This is a genomic window from Pseudomonas sp. rhizo66, from assembly GCF_031931925.1.
Lineage (GTDB): Bacteria > Pseudomonadota > Gammaproteobacteria > Pseudomonadales > Pseudomonadaceae > Aquipseudomonas.
Genome location: NZ_JAUJWZ010000002.1, coordinates 380446 through 399510, shown reverse-complemented (window position 1 = coordinate 399510; position 19065 = coordinate 380446). Strand labels below are relative to the sequence as shown.

At 60.9% G+C, this 19065-nt stretch carries 19 protein-coding genes; 8 read left to right on the top strand and 11 right to left on the bottom strand.

The genetic code is table 11. The features are described from left to right. Nucleotides 1-31 precede the first annotated feature (31 nt). From QZR14_RS03840 to QZR14_RS03820, 5 genes are all read left to right on the top strand, one after another. Nucleotides 32-1432 (top strand): COG3014 family protein, encoded by a 1401-nt coding sequence (locus QZR14_RS03840; RefSeq protein ID WP_250605719.1) that lies wholly within the window; start codon nucleotides 32-34, stop codon nucleotides 1430-1432. A gap of 207 nt (nucleotides 1433-1639) precedes the next feature. Then, nucleotides 1640-3034 (top strand): COG3014 family protein, encoded by a 1395-nt coding sequence (locus tag QZR14_RS03835; protein ID WP_311995925.1) that lies wholly within the window; start codon nucleotides 1640-1642, stop codon nucleotides 3032-3034. Nucleotides 3035-3049: 15 nt separating this feature from the next. After that, nucleotides 3050-3430: a YcfL family protein gene (locus QZR14_RS03830; protein WP_311995924.1), complete on the top strand. Its 381-nt coding sequence runs from the start codon at nucleotides 3050-3052 to the stop codon at nucleotides 3428-3430. A gap of 36 nt (nucleotides 3431-3466) precedes the next feature. Then, nucleotides 3467-4054, top strand: coding sequence for a penicillin-binding protein activator LpoB (lpoB, locus tag QZR14_RS03825; protein WP_016772610.1), 588 nt, complete (start codon nucleotides 3467-3469; stop codon nucleotides 4052-4054). 3 nt (nucleotides 4055-4057) lie between these two features. Then, on the top strand, nucleotides 4058-4801 hold the full coding sequence (locus tag QZR14_RS03820; RefSeq protein ID WP_311995923.1) for a penicillin-binding protein activator LpoB: 744 nt from the start codon (nucleotides 4058-4060) through the stop codon (nucleotides 4799-4801). Between the two features lie 76 nt (nucleotides 4802-4877). On the opposite strand, the gene QZR14_RS03815 is transcribed toward QZR14_RS03820, so the two are convergent. From QZR14_RS03815 to QZR14_RS03805, 3 genes are all read right to left on the bottom strand, one after another. Beyond that, nucleotides 4878-5510, bottom strand: coding sequence for a LysE family transporter (locus QZR14_RS03815; RefSeq protein ID WP_250605716.1), 633 nt, complete (start codon nucleotides 5508-5510; stop codon nucleotides 4878-4880). A gap of 152 nt (nucleotides 5511-5662) precedes the next feature. Next, the gene (locus QZR14_RS03810) at nucleotides 5663-6244 is read right to left on the bottom strand and encodes a mechanosensitive ion channel family protein (protein WP_250605715.1); all 582 of its coding nucleotides are present in this window, start codon (nucleotides 6242-6244) and stop codon (nucleotides 5663-5665) included. Next, a complete protein-coding gene (locus tag QZR14_RS03805) occupies nucleotides 6244-8154 on the bottom strand; it encodes an ATP-binding cassette domain-containing protein (protein WP_250605714.1) in 1911 nt (636 codons plus the stop codon). Before QZR14_RS03805 ends, QZR14_RS03810 begins: the two co-directional genes overlap by 1 nt. Nucleotides 8155-8204: 50 nt before the next feature. Here QZR14_RS03805 and QZR14_RS03800 point away from each other — a divergent pair, with 50 nt between their 5' ends. Further along, nucleotides 8205-8666 carry a TIGR02444 family protein gene (locus tag QZR14_RS03800; RefSeq protein WP_250605713.1) on the top strand — a complete coding sequence of 154 codons (462 nt, stop codon included), beginning with the start codon at nucleotides 8205-8207 and terminating at the stop codon, nucleotides 8664-8666. On the opposite strand, the gene QZR14_RS03795 is transcribed toward QZR14_RS03800, so the two are convergent. Continuing rightward, on the bottom strand, nucleotides 8663-9847 hold the full coding sequence (locus QZR14_RS03795) for an AlgP family protein (RefSeq protein WP_311995922.1): 1185 nt from the start codon (nucleotides 9845-9847) through the stop codon (nucleotides 8663-8665). The two genes, QZR14_RS03800 and QZR14_RS03795, sit on opposite strands and share 4 nt — an antisense overlap. Before the next feature lie 192 nt (nucleotides 9848-10039). Between QZR14_RS03795 and QZR14_RS03790 the strand changes: the two genes are divergently transcribed. Then, a complete protein-coding gene (locus QZR14_RS03790) occupies nucleotides 10040-10705 on the top strand; it encodes an FKBP-type peptidyl-prolyl cis-trans isomerase (RefSeq protein WP_311995921.1) in 666 nt (221 codons plus the stop codon). A 60-nt stretch (nucleotides 10706-10765) separates the two neighbouring features. Here the strand turns inward: QZR14_RS03790 and rsd are convergent, their stop codons facing one another. The 7 genes from rsd to QZR14_RS03755 all read right to left on the bottom strand — a co-directional run bounded on the left by rsd (nucleotide 10766) and on the right by QZR14_RS03755 (nucleotide 17157). Beyond that, the gene (gene rsd, locus QZR14_RS03785; protein ID WP_311995920.1) at nucleotides 10766-11224 is read right to left on the bottom strand and encodes a sigma D regulator; all 459 of its coding nucleotides are present in this window, start codon (nucleotides 11222-11224) and stop codon (nucleotides 10766-10768) included. Nucleotides 11225-11407: 183 nt separating this feature from the next. After that, on the bottom strand, nucleotides 11408-11959 hold the full coding sequence (locus tag QZR14_RS03780; RefSeq protein WP_311995919.1) for a disulfide bond formation protein B: 552 nt from the start codon (nucleotides 11957-11959) through the stop codon (nucleotides 11408-11410). 218 nt (nucleotides 11960-12177) lie between these two features. After that, nucleotides 12178-13416, bottom strand: coding sequence for a heme biosynthesis protein HemY (locus QZR14_RS03775; RefSeq protein ID WP_311995918.1), 1239 nt, complete (start codon nucleotides 13414-13416; stop codon nucleotides 12178-12180). Continuing rightward, nucleotides 13413-14555 carry a uroporphyrinogen-III C-methyltransferase gene (locus tag QZR14_RS03770; protein WP_250605708.1) on the bottom strand — a complete coding sequence of 381 codons (1143 nt, stop codon included), beginning with the start codon at nucleotides 14553-14555 and terminating at the stop codon, nucleotides 13413-13415. The genes QZR14_RS03775 and QZR14_RS03770 overlap by 4 nt, the downstream gene beginning before the upstream one ends. Before the next feature lie 16 nt (nucleotides 14556-14571). After that, a complete protein-coding gene (locus QZR14_RS03765; RefSeq protein ID WP_311995917.1) occupies nucleotides 14572-15333 on the bottom strand; it encodes a uroporphyrinogen-III synthase in 762 nt (253 codons plus the stop codon). Next, complete coding sequence (gene hemC, locus QZR14_RS03760; protein ID WP_250605706.1) at nucleotides 15330-16271, bottom strand: hydroxymethylbilane synthase; 942 nt, start codon at nucleotides 16269-16271, stop codon at nucleotides 15330-15332. Before hemC ends, QZR14_RS03765 begins: the two co-directional genes overlap by 4 nt. 139 nt (nucleotides 16272-16410) lie before the next feature. Continuing rightward, a complete protein-coding gene (locus QZR14_RS03755; protein WP_194936451.1) occupies nucleotides 16411-17157 on the bottom strand; it encodes a LytR/AlgR family response regulator transcription factor in 747 nt (248 codons plus the stop codon). A 470-nt stretch (nucleotides 17158-17627) separates the two neighbouring features. Between QZR14_RS03755 and argH the strand changes: the two genes are divergently transcribed. Next, entirely contained in the window at nucleotides 17628-19022 is a 1395-nt protein-coding gene (gene argH, locus QZR14_RS03750) for an argininosuccinate lyase (RefSeq protein ID WP_311995916.1), read from the top strand. Nucleotides 19023-19065 lie beyond the last annotated feature (43 nt).

The window sequence follows — 19065 nt, the reverse complement described above, 5'->3', positions numbered from 1 at the left end:
CGCATTTCCCGCTCAAGGATGAACCCCTTTTATGCGCCATCGCTTGCACCTGCCCCTGTTGATCGCCGCCGTTGTGCAACTGAGCGGCTGCGGTGCATATCGCAATTACGACCTGGAACTGCAACAGACCACCGACCCGTTCAAGGCCGGCAACATCAACAGCGCCCTGTCCGTGATCGAAGCGAACAATCCGGGCGCGGAAAAAGACCTGCTCTACTATTTCGAAAAGGGCACCGTACTGAGCGCCGGCGGCGAGTTTGCGCAGAGCCAGACAACCTGGCGCAGCGCCGAGCAGATGATCATCGAGCGCCAGGACACGATCGAAACCACCGGCGACAAGCTGCTCGCCGCGATGGGCGATCACTGGGGCAGCATCATCAATGACAAGCTGCGCCGCTACGATGGCTACGACTACGAAAAAGTCATGCTGACCACGCAAATGGCCCTCAACCAACTGGCCATGAATGATTTTGACGGCGCCCGTGCCGACATCAAGAAAACCCACGAGCGCGAAGCGCTGATCGCCCGACAGCGGGAGCTGGAATACGAGCGTATCGAAGAAGCGGCCAAGGCCCAGGGCGCGCGCGTGCATTACAAGGATCTGCAGGGTTACCCCGTGGTGATGCTCGAATCGCCTGCGGTGATTGCTCTGAAAAACGGTTACCAAAGTGCATTCAGTCACTATCTCGCCGGCTTCACCTACGAAGCGCTGGGCGAGAAAGATCTGGCAGCGCCCGGCTATCGTCAGGCAATTGAACTGCGTCCGGACATGGCGTTTTTCCAACAGGCACTGCGCGATCTCGACAGCCCAGGCCTGAAGGCAGACGAAAGCGATGTGCTGATCATCGTGCAGAGCGGCCTGGCGCCGGCCCGCAGCTCCGTGCGCGTGCCCTACCCGGTGAAGCTCGCGGACGGTCAGGTCATCGTCGCCAATATCTCGTTCCCCATAATGGTGCCCGACACCTCGACGCCTTCATTCAACCAACTGAGCATCGATGGTCGTCAAAAAAAGCTGATTGCGGTCAACAGCATTACCGACATGTCCTTGCGCACCCTGCGTGACGACATGCCGGGCATTATCCAGCGCACAACCTATCGGGCATTTCTGGCAGCCGATGTTCAGGGCAGGGACAATCGACGCGATCCGAGCAAAGCGTCCTACGTCACGCACTGGGACGGTTTCGAGCACGCCGACACACGGACCTGGCGCACCTTGCCCAACCTCACCCAAGTCGTGCGCCTGCGCCTGAAAAAAGGTGAGCACCTGATCAGCCTGCCCAACGCTCCCGGCGCTGCACCGATGAAAGTCCGCATCGACCAGAACCGCCAGGTCATCGGCCTGCGTGCTTTGGGTGATCGAGTATTTGCCAATGGCAGCGCATTCCAGCCCAGCGCAGCGCCGACTCGCAGTGTGGTATCCGATCTGAAATAAGTAATGGCACCAAACTAACGAGTGCGATTAAAAAGCTATTACATAGCCATCACCGCCTGCTTATAATGCCGCGCCCGCGTTATTGCGATCGGGCATAAAGCTCCTCAGGTTATGAGGAATTGGCAGGAGGCCAGCGCCACTGTCGATGGGTCACACCAGCCCGACCAGCATCCGCGGCTGTAGTTACTCCAGGGAAGAAGTACCCCCATGGCATTCCGCGCCCCCACTCTGATTGCGCTCAGCGCCGTCACTCTGCTGTCCGGCTGTTCAGCGTTTCGCAACTACGACTCCGAATTGGCCCAGACCAACCAGCAACTGGCCTCCGGCAACGTCGACGCCGCGCTGACCCTGCTGGAAAAGAACAACACCGGCCCTGACAAAGACCTGCTCTATTATTTCGAAAAAGGTGAGTTGCTGCGCGCCAAGGGCGACCTGTCCGGTAGCCAGAACGCGTGGACCAGCGCCGATCAGGTGGTGGGCAAGTGGGAAGATTCGGTCAAGCTCGACACCGACAAGTACCTGGCCCAGTTCGGCAGTTTCCTGGTCAACGACAAGGTGCGTCGCTACGAAGGTTACGACTACGAAAAAGTCATGCTGACCACGCAGATGGCCCTGAACCTGCTGGCGGTTAACGATTTCGACGGCGCACGCACCGCCATCAAGAAAACGCACGAACGTGAAGCGGTGATTGCCGACCTGCGCGACAAGGAATACCTGAAGAGCGAAGAAGAGGCCGAGAAAGAAGGCATCAAGACCCAGTACAAGGACCTGCAAGGTTATCCGGTCGCCAGTCTCGATGCCCCAGAAGTGGTCGGTCTGAAAAACAGCTACCAGAGTGCGTTCAGTCACTATCTGGCCGGCTTCGTCTACGAAGCCCTGGGCGAGAAAGATCTGGCTGCACCGGGCTACCGCAAGGCCGCCGAGTTGCGCCCGAATACCCCGCTGCTGGAGCAGGCGCTGGTCAACCTCGACAAACCGGGCAAGTCCGACGACAGCGACATCCTGATCGTGGTGCAAAGCGGTCTGGCACCAGCGCGCGACTCGATCCGCGTGCCGCTGCCTTTGCCGATCTCCAACAACGTGGTGATCACGCCGCTGTCGTTCCCGATCATCAAGCCAGACACCTCCACCGCGCCGTTCGCGCAGATCGGTGTCGATGGCCAGCAGGTCGATCTGACCGCGCTCAACAGCACCACCGCCATGTCCCGCCGCGCTCTGCGTGACGACATGCCGGGGATCATTCTGCGCACCACCGTGCGGGCAATCACCAAAGGCGTGGCGCAGAAGCAGATCAACGAAACCAATCCACTGGCCGGTCTGGCCGTCGGCATCTCTTCAGCTGTGCTCGAAGGTGCCGATACCCGTACGTGGCGCACCCTGCCGGACAACACCCAAGTGGTGCGTCTGCGCTTGAAGAAAGGCGAGCACCAAGTCACTCTGCCGAGCGCCGTGGGCGGTTCGGTGGTCAAGGTCACCGTCGATCAGCGTTACCAAGTGATCAGCCTGCGCGCTGTGGGCAACCAGGTGTTCGCCGGCGGTCTCGCCGCTCACATCATCCCGAGCGCCGGCGCAACCAACGTCGCCAGCCTCAAACAACCTTAAGAACGGAGTCTTTGCATGCGCTTCAAACTCATCGCCGTCGCCGCCCTCGCCTTGCTGGCGAGCGGCTGCGCCACCCCGCCACCGCCACCGCCAGAGCCGGGCAGCGCCGCGAGCAAAGTCGTGGCCATGGGCCCGCAGAAACACATCGTCGTCGGCGCCATGCGCGTCGCCCGCGAAAACGGCTTCATGACGGTCAACGTGCAGTTGAGCAATACCCTCAACAGCAACAAGATTTTCTACTACCGCTTCGCCTGGCTCGGCGCGGAAGGTTTCCCGATTGCCGAAGAAGAAGTGTGGAAAAGCCAAATGATGTACGGCGCCCAGACCAGCTTCATTCAAGGCATCGCCCCGACCCCGAAAGCCGTGGACTTCCGTCTGGAAATCAAGACGCCGTAAGCCCGCCACCCTATTCCTGTTTTAGAGAGCATTCCCATGTTTGCACGCTTTTCCTGCATCGCCGTTATCGCCCTGCTGGCCTCCGGCTGCGCCAACACTTCGCCGACCCTGGGCAGCAAGAACATCAGCTACGGCGACACCAAAGCGGTTGAAACCGTGACCAATGAATTCGGTTCCACCGACCTGCAGATGATCGCCGAGTCGATGACCCGCTCGCTGGCCCAGTCCGGCATCCTGCAGGGCCGTCCGGTGGTTCAGGTCTACGACGTGAAGAACAAGACAAGCGAATACATCGACACCCGCGAAATCACCACCAGCATCAAGACTCAGCTGATGAAGACCGGTGTTGCTCGCTTCGCCAGCGACAACAACGCCATGCAGAGCCAGGTTGACCAGCTCAAGCTGCAAAACCAGAGCGGCCTGTACAAGAAGAGCACTGTGGCCAAGACTGGCAACATGGTTGCCGCCAAGTACCGCATCGAAGGCTCGATCAGCTCGATCGTCAAGCGCAGCAGCGATTACAAGGACGTCTTCTACAAATTCAGCCTGCAACTGATCGACGTTGAAAGCGGTCTGGCCGAGTGGATGGACGAAAAAGAGATCCGCAAAACCACGGAGCGTTAAGCAATGCGCGCATGGATTGGCATGATGGCCCTGGCTTGCGCGTTCAGCGCGCAGGCGGCCCCGAAAGTCGCGGTGACGGACCTGGCGTATCAGGAACGTGTGGAGCAATACATCCACATCGTTTCGGCCCAGAGCAATCACCGCGAGGGTTACTACAGCTCCAGCGGCTCTTCGAGCTACAACGAGATCGAAGCGAGCACCAGTTACATCGAGCAAGGCGAGTTGCGCAAATTCACCGGCGACATCAAGGGTGAAATCCTGCGTACCGGCATGTTCCAACTGGTGCAAGGCACGCCGTACACTGCGTCGTCCAAGGGTGACGTCTACGACGTGATCAAGCGCATCAAGGCCGGCAACTTCAAGGGCGCCGACTATGTGCTGTTCGGCACCGTGTCAGACATCGACTTCACCCAGGACATGAACGAGCTGGCGCACACCGACAGCTATTCGGCGGTACTGGGCCTGACGCTGGTGGCGGATTTCAGCCTGATCAACACCAAGACCTTCGAGATCACCTCGGCCTTCACAGCGATGGGCGAAGCGCAGGACACCAAACTGGTGAACGGCCGCGACATCAAGATCTCGCTGAACCGTCCTCGGGTGGTGCGTGACGTGTCGAAAGCGCTGGGTGAAGACGTGGCCGGGCAACTGAGCATGCAGCTCGGTGGCGGCGGTTACGAGCAGCCGCGTGAGCCGGCGCAACGCAACAACCTGCCGCGCGATACTGCGCCAGTGATCTTGCGCTGACTCTTGGCCTCGCCACAGCCTGACAGGCAATAAAAAAGGCGACCTCCCGAGGTCGCCTTTTTTGTGCCCGTGATGTTTATGCCGCGGCTTTACGCAACGTCGCCATAAACGCCGCCGCGCCAATGAACAGCCCGGCAAACGTGCGGTTCATGCGCTTCTGCTGCTGCGGGGTGCGCAACAGACGCAGCACCTTCGACGCCAGGCCGGTGTAGCCCGCCATCACAATAAGGTCGACAACGATCATCGTCACACCGATCACCACATACTGAATCAGCAGGGGCGCATGCGGGTTGATGAACTGCGGCAGCACCGCGAGCATGAACACCAAGGCCTTGGGGTTGCTGATGTTCACCAGAAACCCGCGGAACACCAGCGCCAGCGGCTTGCCGATCGGCCGTACCGCTGCGTCATCGCTCATGTCCATGGGCAGCGCGCGCCATTGTTTGATGGCCAGGTACACGAGGTAAGCCACGCCGAACCATTTGATCGCGTGGAAAGCCGTGGCCGAAGCCGTCAGGATCGCGCCAACACCGGCGCCGACGATCGCAATCTGGGCCGCCAGGCCGATTTGCAGGCCGAGGGCGTTCCAGTAACCGCGCCAGAAACCGTATTGCAGACCGCTGGACATCGACGCAATGGCGCCAGCACCCGGGGACAGACTGATCACCCAGCAGGCGGCAAAAAACGCCAGCCATGTTTGAAGCTCCATCGCACACCTCGACTCATGCCGTAACAAGTTGTCAAAGCTAATGCGGTTTGAGGCTAAAAGCAAAAGATCGCGGCCTGCGGCAGCTCCTACATTGGAATGCGATCCCTGTAGGAGCTGCCGCAGGCTGCGATCTTTTGATCTGGCTTTAAGACTTACTTCTCAAAGCCACTGGCAGGAAACACATCCGTCCCGCGCCAACGCCGCACCGAACGCTGGAAGAACAAGCTGTTCGGCACCTGCACCATGGCGCTGCCCGTTCCGAGTTCTTCAGCCTCGATCAACGTGGTGTAGAGCAGATTGATCGCCACCACTCGCCCCTTCACGCCAGGCTTGTCCGTGGTGTCCACCAGCTCAACGATATCGCCCAGCCGAAACGGCCCGACCGTGAAGATCAGAATCGCGCAGAGCAAATTCGACAGCACACTCCACATCGCGAAGAACGCGACCGCTGCCACCGCAACGAAGCCCGACAGCGCCGTCCACAACACCGTGGCCGAAACACCGAGACGCTCCAGAACAAAGATCAGCGCGCTGCCCATGATCAACCAGCGCAACACGCCACGCAGCGGCATCAGCAACTGCGGCGGGAACGGATAGCGCTCGCCCAACCGGGTCAGGCCTTTGGCAACGAAGCGCTGGGTCAGGTAACCGGCCAGCAGGATCAGCAGAATCTGCACGCCAAACCAGACCGGCTCGACCCACTCCGCTGGCAGCGGCAGCTTGAACGCTTCCATCAGGACAGCGCCTCCAGCTCCGCCTGCATGCTTTCCAGCACCTCGAGGGCTTCCATCCACGCTTCTTCCAGCTCGCCTTCGCGAACCTTCAACTTGGCCTGTTCAGCGAGCAGATCACGCAACTCGTTCTTGCGGGCCGGCTCGTAGATATCGCTGTCGCCGAGGCTGGCGTCGACCTTGGCCAGTTTCTCGTGGAGCTTGCCCAGTTCGGCTTCGAGCTTGTCGGCTTCACGCTTGTGCGGGGCCAGTTGCTGACGCAACGCAGCAGCCGCCTGACGCTGGGCCTTCTTATCGGTCTTGTCCGGGTTGACCGGAGTGTTGCTGACCGGGGCGTTGCGCTGACGGTATTCCACCAGCCACCGCGCATAGTCTTCGAGGTCGCCATCGAACTCTTCGACCTTGCCGTCAGCGACCAGGTAGAAGTTGTCGGTGGTGCTCTTGAGCAAATGCCGATCGTGAGACACCACCAGCACCGCGCCGCTGAATTCCTGCAGTGCCATGGTCAGCGCCAGGCGCATTTCCAGATCGAGGTGGTTGGTCGGTTCGTCGAGCAACAACAGGTTCGGCCGCTCCCAGGCAATCAACGCCAGGGCCAGACGAGCCTTTTCACCACCGGAGAAATTCAGCACCGGCTCATCGATGCGCGCACCACGGAAGTCGAAACCGCCAAGGAAATCACGCAGGGTCTGCTCACGCTCGGTCGGCGCCAGACGCTGCAAATGCAGCAACGGGCTGGCCTTGGCGTCCAGGGAATCGAGCTGATGCTGAGCGAAGTAACCGACCACGGTGTTTTCGCCACGGGTCAGGCGCCCGGCGATCGGTGACAGCTCGCCGGCGAGGTTCTTGATCAGCGTCGACTTACCCGCGCCATTCGGGCCGAGCAGGCCGATCCGCGCACCTGGGGTCAGTTGCAGCTTGACCTTCTCCAGGATGGTTTTGTCGCCGTAACCCAGGCGCGCATCCGACAGGTCGATCAGCGGACTGGAGATCTTGGTCGACTCGCGAAAGACGAAATCGAACGGCGAATCAACATGGGCCGCCGACAGCTCTTCCATCCGCTCCAGCGCCTTGATCCGGCTCTGCGCCTGACGAGCCTTGGTCGCTTGCGCCTTGAAGCGGGCGATGTAGCTTTCCATGTGCGCACGTTGCGCCTGTTGCTTCTCGTAAGCCTGTTGCTGCTGGGCCAGACGCTCGGCGCGGGCGCGTTCGAACGCGGTGTAGCCGCCGCGATACAAAGTGATTTTGCGTTGATCGACGTGGGCCACGTGATCGACGACTTCATCGAGGAAATCACGGTCGTGGGAAATCAGCAGCAAGGTGCCCGGGTAGCTTTTCAGCCACTCTTCGAGCCAGATGATCGCGTCGAGATCCAAGTGGTTGGTCGGTTCGTCGAGCAACAACAGGTCCGACGGGCACATCAATGCCTGCGCCAGATTCAGACGCATCCGCCAGCCACCGGAGAAATCTCCTACCTGGCGATCCATCTGTTCATTGGTGAAACCGAGACCGGCCAGCAATTTGCGCGCTCGTGCATCGGCGGTGTAGCCGTCAGCGCTGTCGAGCTCGGAATGCAGACGGGCCAGGGCGACGCCGTCGTGAGCCGCTTCGGCCACGGCGAGGTCACGTTGCACCTCGCGTAGACGCAGGTCGCCATCGAGCACATAGTCGACCGCCAGGCGTTCGAGGGTGTCGACCTCCTGGCGCATGTGCGCAATACGCCAGTCGGCCGGCAGTAGGCAGTCGCCCGAATCCGGGTGCAACTCGCCGCGCAGCAAGGCAAACAGGCTGGATTTGCCGGCGCCGTTGGCACCGATGAGGCCGGCTTTGTGGCCGGCGTGCAGGGTCAGCTCGGCGTCTTCTAGCAGACGTTGCGGGCCACGCTGTAAAGTCAGGTTCTGAAGTCGGATCATAATGGCGGCGGAGTCTACCAGCTTCGCTCACAACTGGCGCGAGTAGCACGATGTCCTCTGACCTGTGGAGCTTTTCCCTTGCCACCTACGCCCGCCCGGGCGTGGAAGATGCCTGCCTGCAGCTGCAAACGGCGGGCGCCAGTGTCTGCCTGCTGCTGTGTGGTTTATGGCTGGAACAACGCGGGGTGACGTGTGATGAGCAACGCTTGAGCCAGCTTCAGACGCTGACCGAACCGTGGGATATCGACGTGGTGCAGCCACTGCGCGCACTGCGTATGCAATGGAAAGCACCGGCGACCGATGATGCGGTGTTGAAAGGCATGCGCGAGCAGATCAAATCACTTGAGCTCGAAGCTGAGCGAGCGTTGTTGTCACGACTGGAGGGGGTTGCGCAGGAGTGGGGGCAAAACGGCGCAGGCGCGAAGACCTGGCTTGAGGGATTGGCCGGCTCGGCGGCCAGCCCGAACCGCGACGCGCTGCAAGTGCTGCGCGTCGCGGCAACCGGCACTTAGGAAGCGCTGGTCGGGTTGTTGCTGGTGCTCGACACAGCGGCTGGAGACGGCGCAGTCGATGGCGTCGAGGTAGTCGCGGCTGGAGCAACTGCCGATGGCGCAGTCGACGCTGCCGGTGCGGCAGGCTTAGCGGCAGGCGCGGTAGCCGGTTTAGCGGCAGCTGGTTTTGCAGCAGCAGGCTTTTTAACGGCTGGTTTTGCGGCAGGTTTTGCAGCTGGCTTGGCGGCTGGTTTTGCAGCAACAGGCTTGGCAGCAGCAGTCGCTGGTTTGGCAGCAGCGGCCGGTTTAGCGGCTGGTTTGGCAGCAGCTTTTGCTGGTGCTTTTGCAGCAGGTTTAGCGGCAGTCTTGGCAGCTGGTTTTGCAGCAGCTGGTTTAGCGGCAGTCTTGGCAGCTGGTTTTGCAGCAGCTGGTTTAGCGGCCGGTTTGGCTGCGGCGGTTTTCACTGGAGCAGCTTTTGCAGCAGCAGGTTTGACGGCTGGTTTAGCAGCGGCGGCACGGGGAGCTGGCTTGGCAGCGGCAGTACGTGCAGAAGGTTTTGCCGCCGTGGTTTTAGCCGCTGGTTTTGCAGCGCTCGCCGCAGCAGGTTTCTTCGCTGCAGGTTTTGCGGTTGCTTTGGCAGCTGGTTTTGCAGCGGCTTTCACCGGTGCTTTTGCTACTGGCTTGGCAGCGGTTTTAGCAGCAGCTTTTGCAGCAGGCTTGGCCGCTGCAGTTTTCGCTGGAGCTTTTGCAGCAGCAGGTTTGGCGGCTGCTTTCTTCGCCGGTGCGGCTGCCGGTTTGGCTGCGCGCGAGGACAACACTTTACCCACGGCTTCTTGAACGCGACCCACACCCTGGGCCAGTTTCAGGCTTTCCTGGGCATCGCGCTTGAGTTGCAGAATGTAGCTGCGAGTGTCGGACTGACGATCCTTCAAGGCGTCGAGCAGGTCTTCCAGTTCTTTCACTGCGGCCTTGGCCTTGTTCTGCGCCTTGGCTTTACCGGCAGTGGCCGCGTCCTGCAATTTGGTGCGGGATTTGTGCAGTTTTTCTTGTGCCTTGCCGCGTTGCTTTTCCAGTTTGGCGAGCAGTTTTTCAGCATCAGCCAAGGCTTGGGAGCAAGCGTTTTCCAGATGCTCGAGCAGGCTGCCCGAGAGTTGTTGGAGTAAATGCAACGGAGTGTTTACAGGCTTCTTGGTGGCCGACATGGTTTACCTCCTGGCTGACGTGAGTGCGGCTCATACTAGACCTCTGCAGTTACCGCCGCTAGGGCATCTTGACAGTATCGATTGCGTTGCGTTGCACCGAATCGAAAATGTTCTGCGCGAAGTCAAAAGCAGTTCACCGTAACAGTCGTGCGCGCTGGCATAATCCACCGCATCTCAGGACGGAGAGTGCTCATGTCGCGCTACTTTTTTTTATTCCTCTGCATGGTTTTCTCTGCCGCTCACGCTGACGGAAAATCCACCGCGAACGATGCTCACGATCTGGCCTACAGCCTCGGCGCCAGCCTCGGTGAACGGCTGCGCCAAGAGGTTCCGCAACTGCAGATTCAGGCGCTGGTCGATGGCCTGCAGCAAGCCTATCAAGGCAAGCCACTGGCGCTGAGCGAGGCCCGTATCGAGCAGATTCTGGCCGATCATGAAGCGCAAAATGCAGAACACTCCGCGCTGCCTTCGAGCGACGCGGCAATGGAAAGCGAGCAACGTTTTCTCACCACAGAAAAAGCCAGGCCGGGTGTAAAGGAACTGGCTGACGGCATCCTGCTCACCGAGCTGACACCGGGCACTGGCGCCAAGGCCGGCCCCGATGGAAAAGTGCAGGTGCTGTATGTCGGACGGTTGCCGGACGGCACCGTGTTCGATCAGAACACGGTGCCGCAATGGTTCAATCTCGACAGCGTGATTGCCGGTTGGCGCACCGCGTTGCAGAACATGCCGGTGGGCGCAAAATGGCGACTGGTGATTCCATCGGATCAGGCCTATGGCGCCGACGGTGCCGGCGACCTGATCGCCCCGTTCACACCGCTGGTGTTTGAAGTGGAATTGCGTGGTGCGACGAGTTGATCGGGCAATAAAAAACGGTGCGCTTTCGGGCGCACCGTTTTTTTTGATCAGGGTTAGGGATCAGGCCTGGACCGGATCTTCTTTCTTGTGTGCTGTGTGCAGCACTTCAATCAGGCAGTCTTCAAGTTCGAAGCGCTCGTGGAGCAGGCCACCTAGCTCTTTGAACTTCTCTGCAACGCATTTGCCTTCATCGCACAAGTCGTTGAAGGCCAGCAGCTTCTCGGTGATGACATCGATGCGCGGATAAATCGTCTCGGCGAGTTCCAGTCCACGCTTGTCGTTGAACGCTTTGGCTTCGCCCGTCAGCTGTTCGTAGATTTCGAAGTGCCCGGCCGAAACGTAATCGACCAGCACGCCGCAGAATTCCTGCAAAGGCTTACGGCTCTCGGACAACGATTCAGGCTGCGCACCGAGCTTGTCGTAGGCGCCGATCAGCTCTTCACGCTCTTGCAACCAGCGGTCGATCAGCAGATGAACCCCACCCCAACGTTCCTGAGCATTCTGACAACTTTCGAGCATGGCGATCTCTCTTCCCTTGTGGGTCATGCTGCTCTACACCCGCGCCCCTCTTTTGATTTTGGCTTGGGGGACGGCCGGGCAGAGCGTCATCGAGCAACATAAATCCAATGACACGTGCGGGCCAGATTATGCCCGCACGCCTATGGCTTCAAGGTACGCAGGAGATAAAGTTCATACAAGTGTTTAATCCCTCAGCGGCACCGGGTGCGACGCTTCGCCGCTGAGCGGGCGTTGCAGAGCCCCCCAAACCAGCCGCAACAATTGATACACCGCCAGAATCGATACCGCGACAAAGAACAGCAGGCTCCACTCCGGGATGCTCAGGTCGAACAGCGTCCAGGAAATTTCCGCACAATCGGCACCGCCGCTAAACATCGCTTGCAAGGCACAGATCCATGGCAGACCACTGAACAAGGCTTCGGGAGCCGGTGAGCAATTGAGCAGGTGCAGTATCGGATCGCTCTGTATCAATACCTGCCGCCAGGCCGCCGTGGTGCCACCCAGGCTCGCGCCCAGGGTCAACAGCCAGTAGAACCACAAACCGACGCGTTTGGGGCCGTGCACCGCCGCAAGACCACTGACCCCGCACAGCAGCGTGAGGAACAGACGCTGCACCAGGCACAGGCTGCACGGCGTCAGACCGACTGCATATTCAAGATAATAGGAAGCTCCCAGAGCAAAGGCCCCCGCAGTGAAAGCCATGAAAAACAAGGAGCGTGAGCAGGCCAACGACATGGCTTTTCCGTAACAGTAGAGACAGACGGTTACGGTAGAGGAAAGCGTGTCAGCCTTTCAAGGCGAGGCCCTGCCGACAGTTCACCAGAGGTGTAGGGAAAACCCGACAGGTTCGAGAGGAATTGGTGTAGTCCGCTGTAGGACTTTGCCTCGGACGCACACTGAAGTTGAAATTTCAGCCACAAAAGGTAAGCGAGGGAGCGAACTCCCTCGCCACTTCAGGCGTGAGCCGGCACCGGCAACGGCGCGGCCAGCAGGCGTTCATCCAGCAGTCCCAGGCCTTCCTGGAACAACTGATTGCTGCGCTCGGTATCGCCCAACTGGGCGAGCAGACGCGCGAGTTCCGCACAGGCCTCGGGATTGCGCTGCACGCGCAGGCTGCTTTCCAGATAATCCCGCGCCTTGCCCCACAGACTGGTTTGCAGACACAGTCGGCCGAGGGTCAACAGCAAGCTCGGATCATTTGGATGATCTTTCAGCCAGCCTTCGGCGGTTTGCAACTGGCGGGCCGGATCGCTGCCGCGCACCAGACCGTAGAGGCGGGCCAGATGGCTGTCGTACTTGCGTTTGAGGGCAGTGCGCAGCACTTCTTCCGCCTCGACCTGAGCGCCCAGCTGACGCAGCTGTTCGGCGTATGCCAGCACCAGCGGTGGCTCTTGACGTTGCGCCGAGGTGAGTTGCTCCCAGGCGCGCGTGAGCGACTGCAAACCAACGCTGCCATCTTTTTCACGCTGCGCCGCCAGGGACAGGTTTTCACCCCAGGCGCGGCGCTCGAGTTCCGCCAGTTCGGCGCGCGGCAGGACTTTGTCCTTGCGCAACTCCGGCAGCAAACGAATCACCGCCGACCATTCGCCGCGCTGCTGATACAAGCGCTGCAACTGGCGCAACGTCTGCGCATTGTGTGGGTGGCGATCGTGCATCGCTTGCAGGGTCACCAAGGCACCGTCGGTGTCGCCACGGTCAGTCTGCAACTGCGCATGGCTTAAAGCTATCGCCAGCTCCGCCTGGGGCTGACGCTCAAGCGCGCGCTCCAGCAAACGATCGCACTCTTCGTAATGACCTTGCTCATTGGCTGCGCGGGCAGCGCCGAGGTAGTACAGCAAAGGCTGGCGCTCGGCTTCAGCCGCTCGCGACAGGTGACGCTGAGCGCTGGCCCAGCGACCTTCGGCCAGATCCAGTTGACCGTGTTCGATCGCCACCTGCACGCGCCGACTGCGGTTGCGGCGCGACCAAGGGTTGACCACGCCACTCGAGGTCATGACCAGTTCAACCAACGCCTTGATGCCCCAGATCAGCAGCCACAACACCGCGATGACCGCCAGCGTCGCCCACAGGCTGGACTCGTAGCGGAAGTTTTTGTAGGCCACCAGCACGTAACCGGAGTGCTCGGCAATCGCCAGACCCAGCGCCGCTGTTGCAGCGATCACCAGAAACACGATCACATACAGGCGCTTCATGGCGTAGCCCCCTGCGCAGTGTTCGCAGCAGGTTTGGCGAAAGGTTTCACCGACTCTTCGGCATTGACGTTGCGCCGCTCAAGATAGGCTTGCACCGCACTCAGCGTGCCGGCCAGATCCGGCGTGGTGACCGTGACGGGTTCCTTGCTCAACTCACCGACCTGTTCGAGCATCACTTTGCTTTGCGGATTGTCCGGGTTGAAATTGCCCTTGAGCACATCGCGCGCCTCGGCCAGCGCCTGGGTGTAGACCGCCGCCTGACCGTTGAGCGCGGCCCACTGCGCCTGCTCCAGGGCAAGGCTCAGGGCCAGACGCACTTGACTCAGGCTCTGCCCGGCCAGCAGCGGCCGCACGTTCTTGTCGGCATTGAAGTCGATACGGATATAGCGCGAGACCTGATCCCACCACTGTGCCCAACGACTGGCGCCGTCGCCGTCGGCGGTCAGGCCCAGCAGTGATTCGCCGCGATCCTTGTACTCCGGCGCCAGCTCGGTGAGGTCGATGACCTGGTCACGCAGTGCGCCGAGACGCAGGAACAGACCGGTGCGATCCGGCTGCGCCGTACTGCGCAACGCGACGAGGGTTTTTGCCACTTGCTCACGGGCAGCGAATGAGCCCGGATCGTTTTGCTCACGAAGGATTTCGTCGGCACCCTGCACCAGCGCCTGAGCGCTGCTGATGTCTTGCAACGCCGACAGCCGCAGGCTGGCCAGACGCAGCAGATGCTCGGCCTCGGCCAGACGCCAGTCCTTGCGGCTGGCACCCAGCACTGTTTCCAGACGTTGGTTGAGGCGCTGTTGATCGCCCTGAAGCTGCGTCACCAGACGCTGGCGCTCGGCGAGTTCGTCGGCACCCGGCAACTGCGCGAGGCGCTCGGTCAGACGCTGTTCATTGAGCTTCAGGCTCTGCGCCTGATCGTTCAATGCCTGCACCTGACCCGACTGTTGTTGCGTATTGGTCTGCAGGTGACGAACCTGCCAGACACCCCAGCCGCCGACCGCGACACCGGCGGCACCGAGCAACAGGGCGACGATGGCCAGTCCATTGCCTCGGCGCGGCTCTGTGGCCGGCGGTGGAGTTTCAACCTGAGGTTCAATCACAGGCTGGACGTCATCTTTTGGCAAGGCTGTTTCGCTCACGTATCCATCCTTTGCATTAGGAAACGGGTTCGGGATGCTCCCGCAACGCCGTCAGCAAAGCCGCGGCACTCGCGCCACGGCAATCCACAACTGTTTGAGCCCCGGCGGCACGTGCCAGCTCGGCGACCCTCGGGCTTGGTACAAACAACGGCATCGGCGCAATGGTCGGCCAGGCATCGCCGGCCATTTGGCGCAGGTGCTCGAAACCCTGTCCACTGCTGACCACCAGCCCGTTCAAGCGTTCCGCTTTGATCCGCCGTAGCAGTTCATCCGGGGCATAGGCCGGCAGGTCGCGTCGATACAATTCCAGATACTCGACACTAGCACCTAGCTCGCGCAGACGCTCGGCGAGCAGTTCACGCCCACCCTCCCCGCGCAGGATCAACACCTGCGCACCGGGCTGGCTGACCGCCGTACGCAGGCGCGGCAATTGCAGCAACGCTTCGCTGTCATCGCCGACGGCCGGGAAGCTCGCATCCAGACCGCCATCCAGCAAAATCTGCGCAGTCGCCGCACCGACACTGAACCACGGCATCGTCAGCGATGACGTGCCGTCGAGCAGATCCAGCGCAATACGCGCCGCCGGCTTACTGACGACAATCACCGCGCTGCAACTTGGCAACTGCGCAATAGCTCGACGTATTTTGGCAGAGACCGGCAGCGGGGCAATTTCCAAAAGCGGCAGGCAACTGCTGAAAATCCCCTGCGCGGCCAACGTTTCGGCCAGCGCCGCACAGTCATCCGCAGGACGCGTCAGCAGCAGGCGCCAGTCCGTCACTCGTGACCTGCCTCGCCGTAAACCGCTTTGAGAATGTCGTCGGCGCCCTGGCTGAGCAGGTCTTCGGCAACCTTCACGCCCAGTGCTTCGGCGTCCGCGCGTGGCGCACGTGCCTCGGCGCTGAGCAGCTTGCCACCGCTCGGCTCCCCAACCAGACCCCGCAGCCACAACTGCTCGCCTTCGAGCACGGCGTAACAGGCGATCGGCACTTGGCAGCCGCCATTCAAATGTTTGTTGAGGGCACGTTCGGCGGTGACGCGCGACGAGGTGTCGGCGTGATGCAGCGGTGCGAGCAAGGCGTGGATTTCGGTGTCAGCGCTACGGCATTCGATTCCCACCGCGCCCTGGCCACCGGCCGGCAGGCTGTCATCAACGCTGATCGCCGAGGTGATGCGCTCTTCAAAACCGAGACGGATCAGACCGGCCGCGGCAAGGATGATCGCGTCATACTCACCGGCATCGAGCTTGGCCAGACGAGTGTTGACGTTGCCACGCAGAAAACGGATCTGCAGGTCCGGACGACGGGTCAGCAACTGTGCCTGACGACGCAGACTCGACGTGCCGACAATGCTGCCCGCAGGCAATGCCTCCAGACTTGCATAGGTATTGGAAACGAAGGCGTCGCGCGGGTCTTCACGCTCGCAGATGCAGAACAGACCAAGGCCTTCCGGGAAGTCCATCGGCACGTCTTTCATCGAGTGGACGGCGATGTCGGCTTCGTTTTCCAGCAGCGCAGTTTCCAGCTCTTTGACGAACAGACCCTTGCCGCCGATCTTCGACAGTGGCGAATCGAGCAGCTTGTCGCCGCGACTGACCATGGGCACCAGCGTCACCAGCAGCCCCGGATGGGCCGCTTCCAGACGGGCTTTGACGTATTCGGCCTGCCAGAGGGCCAGCGCACTTTTACGGGTGGCGATGCGGATTTCGCGAGAGGACATGGATCAATCCGTACTGAATAGATACGGCGGATAATAACAGCTCAGCCAAATCCACTTTGACTTGAATCAGAGTCGGCGCGGCCTCCCTGGCCCGCAATGCCCGGTAAACAGGAAACTGGAGCCGTCCGGAGTGACCGGATTACAGGCCCTGCATCATCTTGCGTACACCGGCCACATGCCGGCGGCTGACGATCAACGCATCACCATTGAGACCTTTGAGAAACAGCTGAAAATGCCCCAGCGGCGTACGTTGCAGACGTTCGATGCGATCACGGGCGACCAGCGCATTGCGGTGGATACGCACGAAGCGCTCGCCGAATTCGTCTTCGAGGGCCTTGAGCGGCTCGTCCAGCAACACTTCACCGGCCTCGTGGCGCAGGGTCACGTATTTGTGATCGGCGATAAAGTAGACCACCTGATCCAGCGGGATCAGTTCAATGCCTTTGCGGGTGCGGGCGCTGATATGGCTGCGTGGTCCGCTGCCGCTTTCAGCAGCAGGACGGGTCAGGGCCGAGAGTTGCGCCCGATTGGGACGTTCAGCCCGTTTCAGGGCGTCATGCAGATGTTCGGTTCGCACGGGTTTCACCACATAGCCCACGGCGCTGGCCTGAAGGGCTTCCACGGCAAATTCATCGGGGCTGGTGCAAAACACCACGGCCGGCGGCGTTTCGCGTTCGCACAGACGGGCAGCAACCTGCAGGCCATCGAGGCCCGGCATGCGGATATCGAGCAGCACGATATCCGGCTTGTGGCTGTCGATCAGTGCCAACGCCTCTTCGCCATTCGTGGCGCCGGGCTCCAGAACTGTATAACCCTCGAGCTCGCTCACCATTCGGCTGAGGCGCTCGCGAGCCAGTGGTTCGTCATCAACGATCAGGACATTCATATTGCGCTGGATTCCTGCGTGAGTCTCGCACAAGGATAGCGTAGACAGGTGAAGTGACGTCCGTCACCGCGATCCACGCTAAGACTAGCCCGAGCGCCAAAAAGTGCCGTACGTCGGCCAGCAATATTTGCCAGTGTCCGGGTCGTACTGCTCGAAGCCCGCTGTTTCCTGCGTTTCTCACGGGGTTTGCCGAAGGACAAAACACCCACCCCCTCTTCTTATAGTCGGCGGCCAGACCTTTGTGCGATCTGACTTGTGCCGGCCCTTATGTCCAACTGTAGACGCTCGTCGGGCCGATATTGCTCAATCGAAAAATATCCTTGCGTAAAACGCCCGGGGCCAATGCTGACTATGGCGTACACAATGAGAAAAAAACGTATCGACCAGTGTCAGCGACAGGATTGGCAACCCTGTTATTATCCGCGCCAGCGTTTCACGCCTTCTTTCTTCAAGCCGATACGAGCGAATTCATGAGCACTGACAAGACCAATCAGTCCTGGGGCGGCCGCTTCAGTGAACCCGTCGACGCCTTCGTCGCCCGCTTCACCGCCTCCGTCACTTTCGACCAGCGCCTGTATCGCCACGACATCATGGGCTCGATCGCCCACGCCACCATGCTGGCCAAGGTCGGCGTGCTGACCGATGCCGAGCGCGACAGCATCATCGACGGCCTGAAGACCATTCAGGGCGAAATCGAGGCCGGCCAGTTCGACTGGCGCGTTGACCTCGAAGACGTGCACATGAACATCGAAGCACGCCTGACCGACCGCATCGGCGTCACCGGTAAAAAGCTGCACACCGGCCGTAGCCGTAACGACCAGGTCGCGACCGACATCCGCCTGTGGCTGCGTGACGAAATCGACCTGATCCTCGCCGAGATCACCCGCCTGCAAAAAGGTTTGCTGGAGCAAGCCGAGCGCGAAGCCGGGAGCATCATGCCGGGCTTCACCCACCTGCAGACCGCGCAGCCAGTGACCTTCGGGCACCACATGCTGGCCTGGTTCGAAATGCTCAGCCGCGACTACGAGCGTCTGGTCGACTGCCGCAAGCGCACCAACCGCATGCCGCTGGGCAGCGCCGCGCTGGCCGGCACCACCTACCCGATCGACCGCGAATACACCGCGCAACTGCTGGGCTTCGACGCCGTGGGCGGCAACTCGCTGGACAACGTGTCCGATCGCGACTTCGCCATCGAATTCTGCTCGGCCGCGAGCATCGCGATGATGCACCTGTCGCGCTTCTCCGAAGAACTGGTGCTGTGGACCAGCGCACAGTTCCAGTTCATCGATCTGCCAGACCGCTTCTGCACCGGCAGTTCGATCATGCCGCAAAAGAAAAACCCCGACGTGCCGGAGCTGGTACGCGGCAAGACCGGCCGTGTGTTCGGTGCGCTGATGGGCCTGCTGACCCTGATGAAGGGCCAGCCGCTGGCCTACAACAAGGACAACCAGGAAGACAAAGAGCCGCTGTTCGACGCCGCCGACACCCTGCGCGATTCGCTGCGTGCGTTTGCCGACATGATCCCGGCGATCAAGCCCAAGCACGCGATCATGCGTGAAGCGGCGCTGCGCGGTTTCTCCACCGCGACCGACCTGGCCGACTACCTGGTACGCCGTGGCCTGCCGTTCCGTGACTGCCACGAAATCGTTGGCCACGCCGTGAAGTACGGCGTCGACACCGGCAAGGATCTTGCCGAGATGAGCCTGGAAGAACTGCGTCAGTTCAGCGATCAGATCGAGCAGGACGTGTTTGCCGTGCTGACCCTGGAAGGCTCGGTGAACGCCCGTGACCATATCGGCGGCACTGCGCCGGCGCAGGTCAAGGCTGCCGTCGTTCGCGGTCAGGCCCTGATCGCCAACCGCTAAAAGCATCGCTGGCAAGCCAGCTCCCACAGGTTCTGCGTCGAAC

Bases quoted from the DNA above. Each gene is read 5' to 3' on its own strand.
- QZR14_RS03840 (WP_250605719.1), top strand. From the start codon at position 32: ATGCGCCATCGCTTGCACCTGCCCCTGTTGATCGCCGCCGTTGTGCAA.
- QZR14_RS03835 (WP_311995925.1), top strand. From the start codon at position 1,640: ATGGCATTCCGCGCCCCCACTCTGATTGCGCTCAGCGCCGTCACTCTG.
- QZR14_RS03830 (WP_311995924.1), top strand. From the start codon at position 3,050: ATGCGCTTCAAACTCATCGCCGTCGCCGCCCTCGCCTTGCTGGCGAGC.
- lpoB (WP_016772610.1), top strand. From the start codon at position 3,467: ATGTTTGCACGCTTTTCCTGCATCGCCGTTATCGCCCTGCTGGCCTCC.
- QZR14_RS03820 (WP_311995923.1), top strand. From the start codon at position 4,058: ATGCGCGCATGGATTGGCATGATGGCCCTGGCTTGCGCGTTCAGCGCG.
- QZR14_RS03815 (WP_250605716.1), bottom strand. From the start codon at position 5,510: ATGGAGCTTCAAACATGGCTGGCGTTTTTTGCCGCCTGCTGGGTGATC.
- QZR14_RS03810 (WP_250605715.1), bottom strand. From the start codon at position 6,244: ATGGAAGCGTTCAAGCTGCCGCTGCCAGCGGAGTGGGTCGAGCCGGTC.
- QZR14_RS03805 (WP_250605714.1), bottom strand. From the start codon at position 8,154: ATGATCCGACTTCAGAACCTGACTTTACAGCGTGGCCCGCAACGTCTG.
- QZR14_RS03800 (WP_250605713.1), top strand. From the start codon at position 8,205: ATGTCCTCTGACCTGTGGAGCTTTTCCCTTGCCACCTACGCCCGCCCG.
- QZR14_RS03795 (WP_311995922.1), bottom strand. From the start codon at position 9,847: ATGTCGGCCACCAAGAAGCCTGTAAACACTCCGTTGCATTTACTCCAA.
- QZR14_RS03790 (WP_311995921.1), top strand. From the start codon at position 10,040: ATGTCGCGCTACTTTTTTTTATTCCTCTGCATGGTTTTCTCTGCCGCT.
- rsd (WP_311995920.1), bottom strand. From the start codon at position 11,224: ATGCTCGAAAGTTGTCAGAATGCTCAGGAACGTTGGGGTGGGGTTCAT.
- QZR14_RS03780 (WP_311995919.1), bottom strand. From the start codon at position 11,959: ATGTCGTTGGCCTGCTCACGCTCCTTGTTTTTCATGGCTTTCACTGCG.
- QZR14_RS03775 (WP_311995918.1), bottom strand. From the start codon at position 13,416: ATGAAGCGCCTGTATGTGATCGTGTTTCTGGTGATCGCTGCAACAGCG.
- hemC (WP_250605706.1), bottom strand. From the start codon at position 16,271: ATGTCCTCTCGCGAAATCCGCATCGCCACCCGTAAAAGTGCGCTGGCC.
- QZR14_RS03755 (WP_194936451.1), bottom strand. From the start codon at position 17,157: ATGAATGTCCTGATCGTTGATGACGAACCACTGGCTCGCGAGCGCCTC.
- argH (WP_311995916.1), top strand. From the start codon at position 17,628: ATGAGCACTGACAAGACCAATCAGTCCTGGGGCGGCCGCTTCAGTGAA.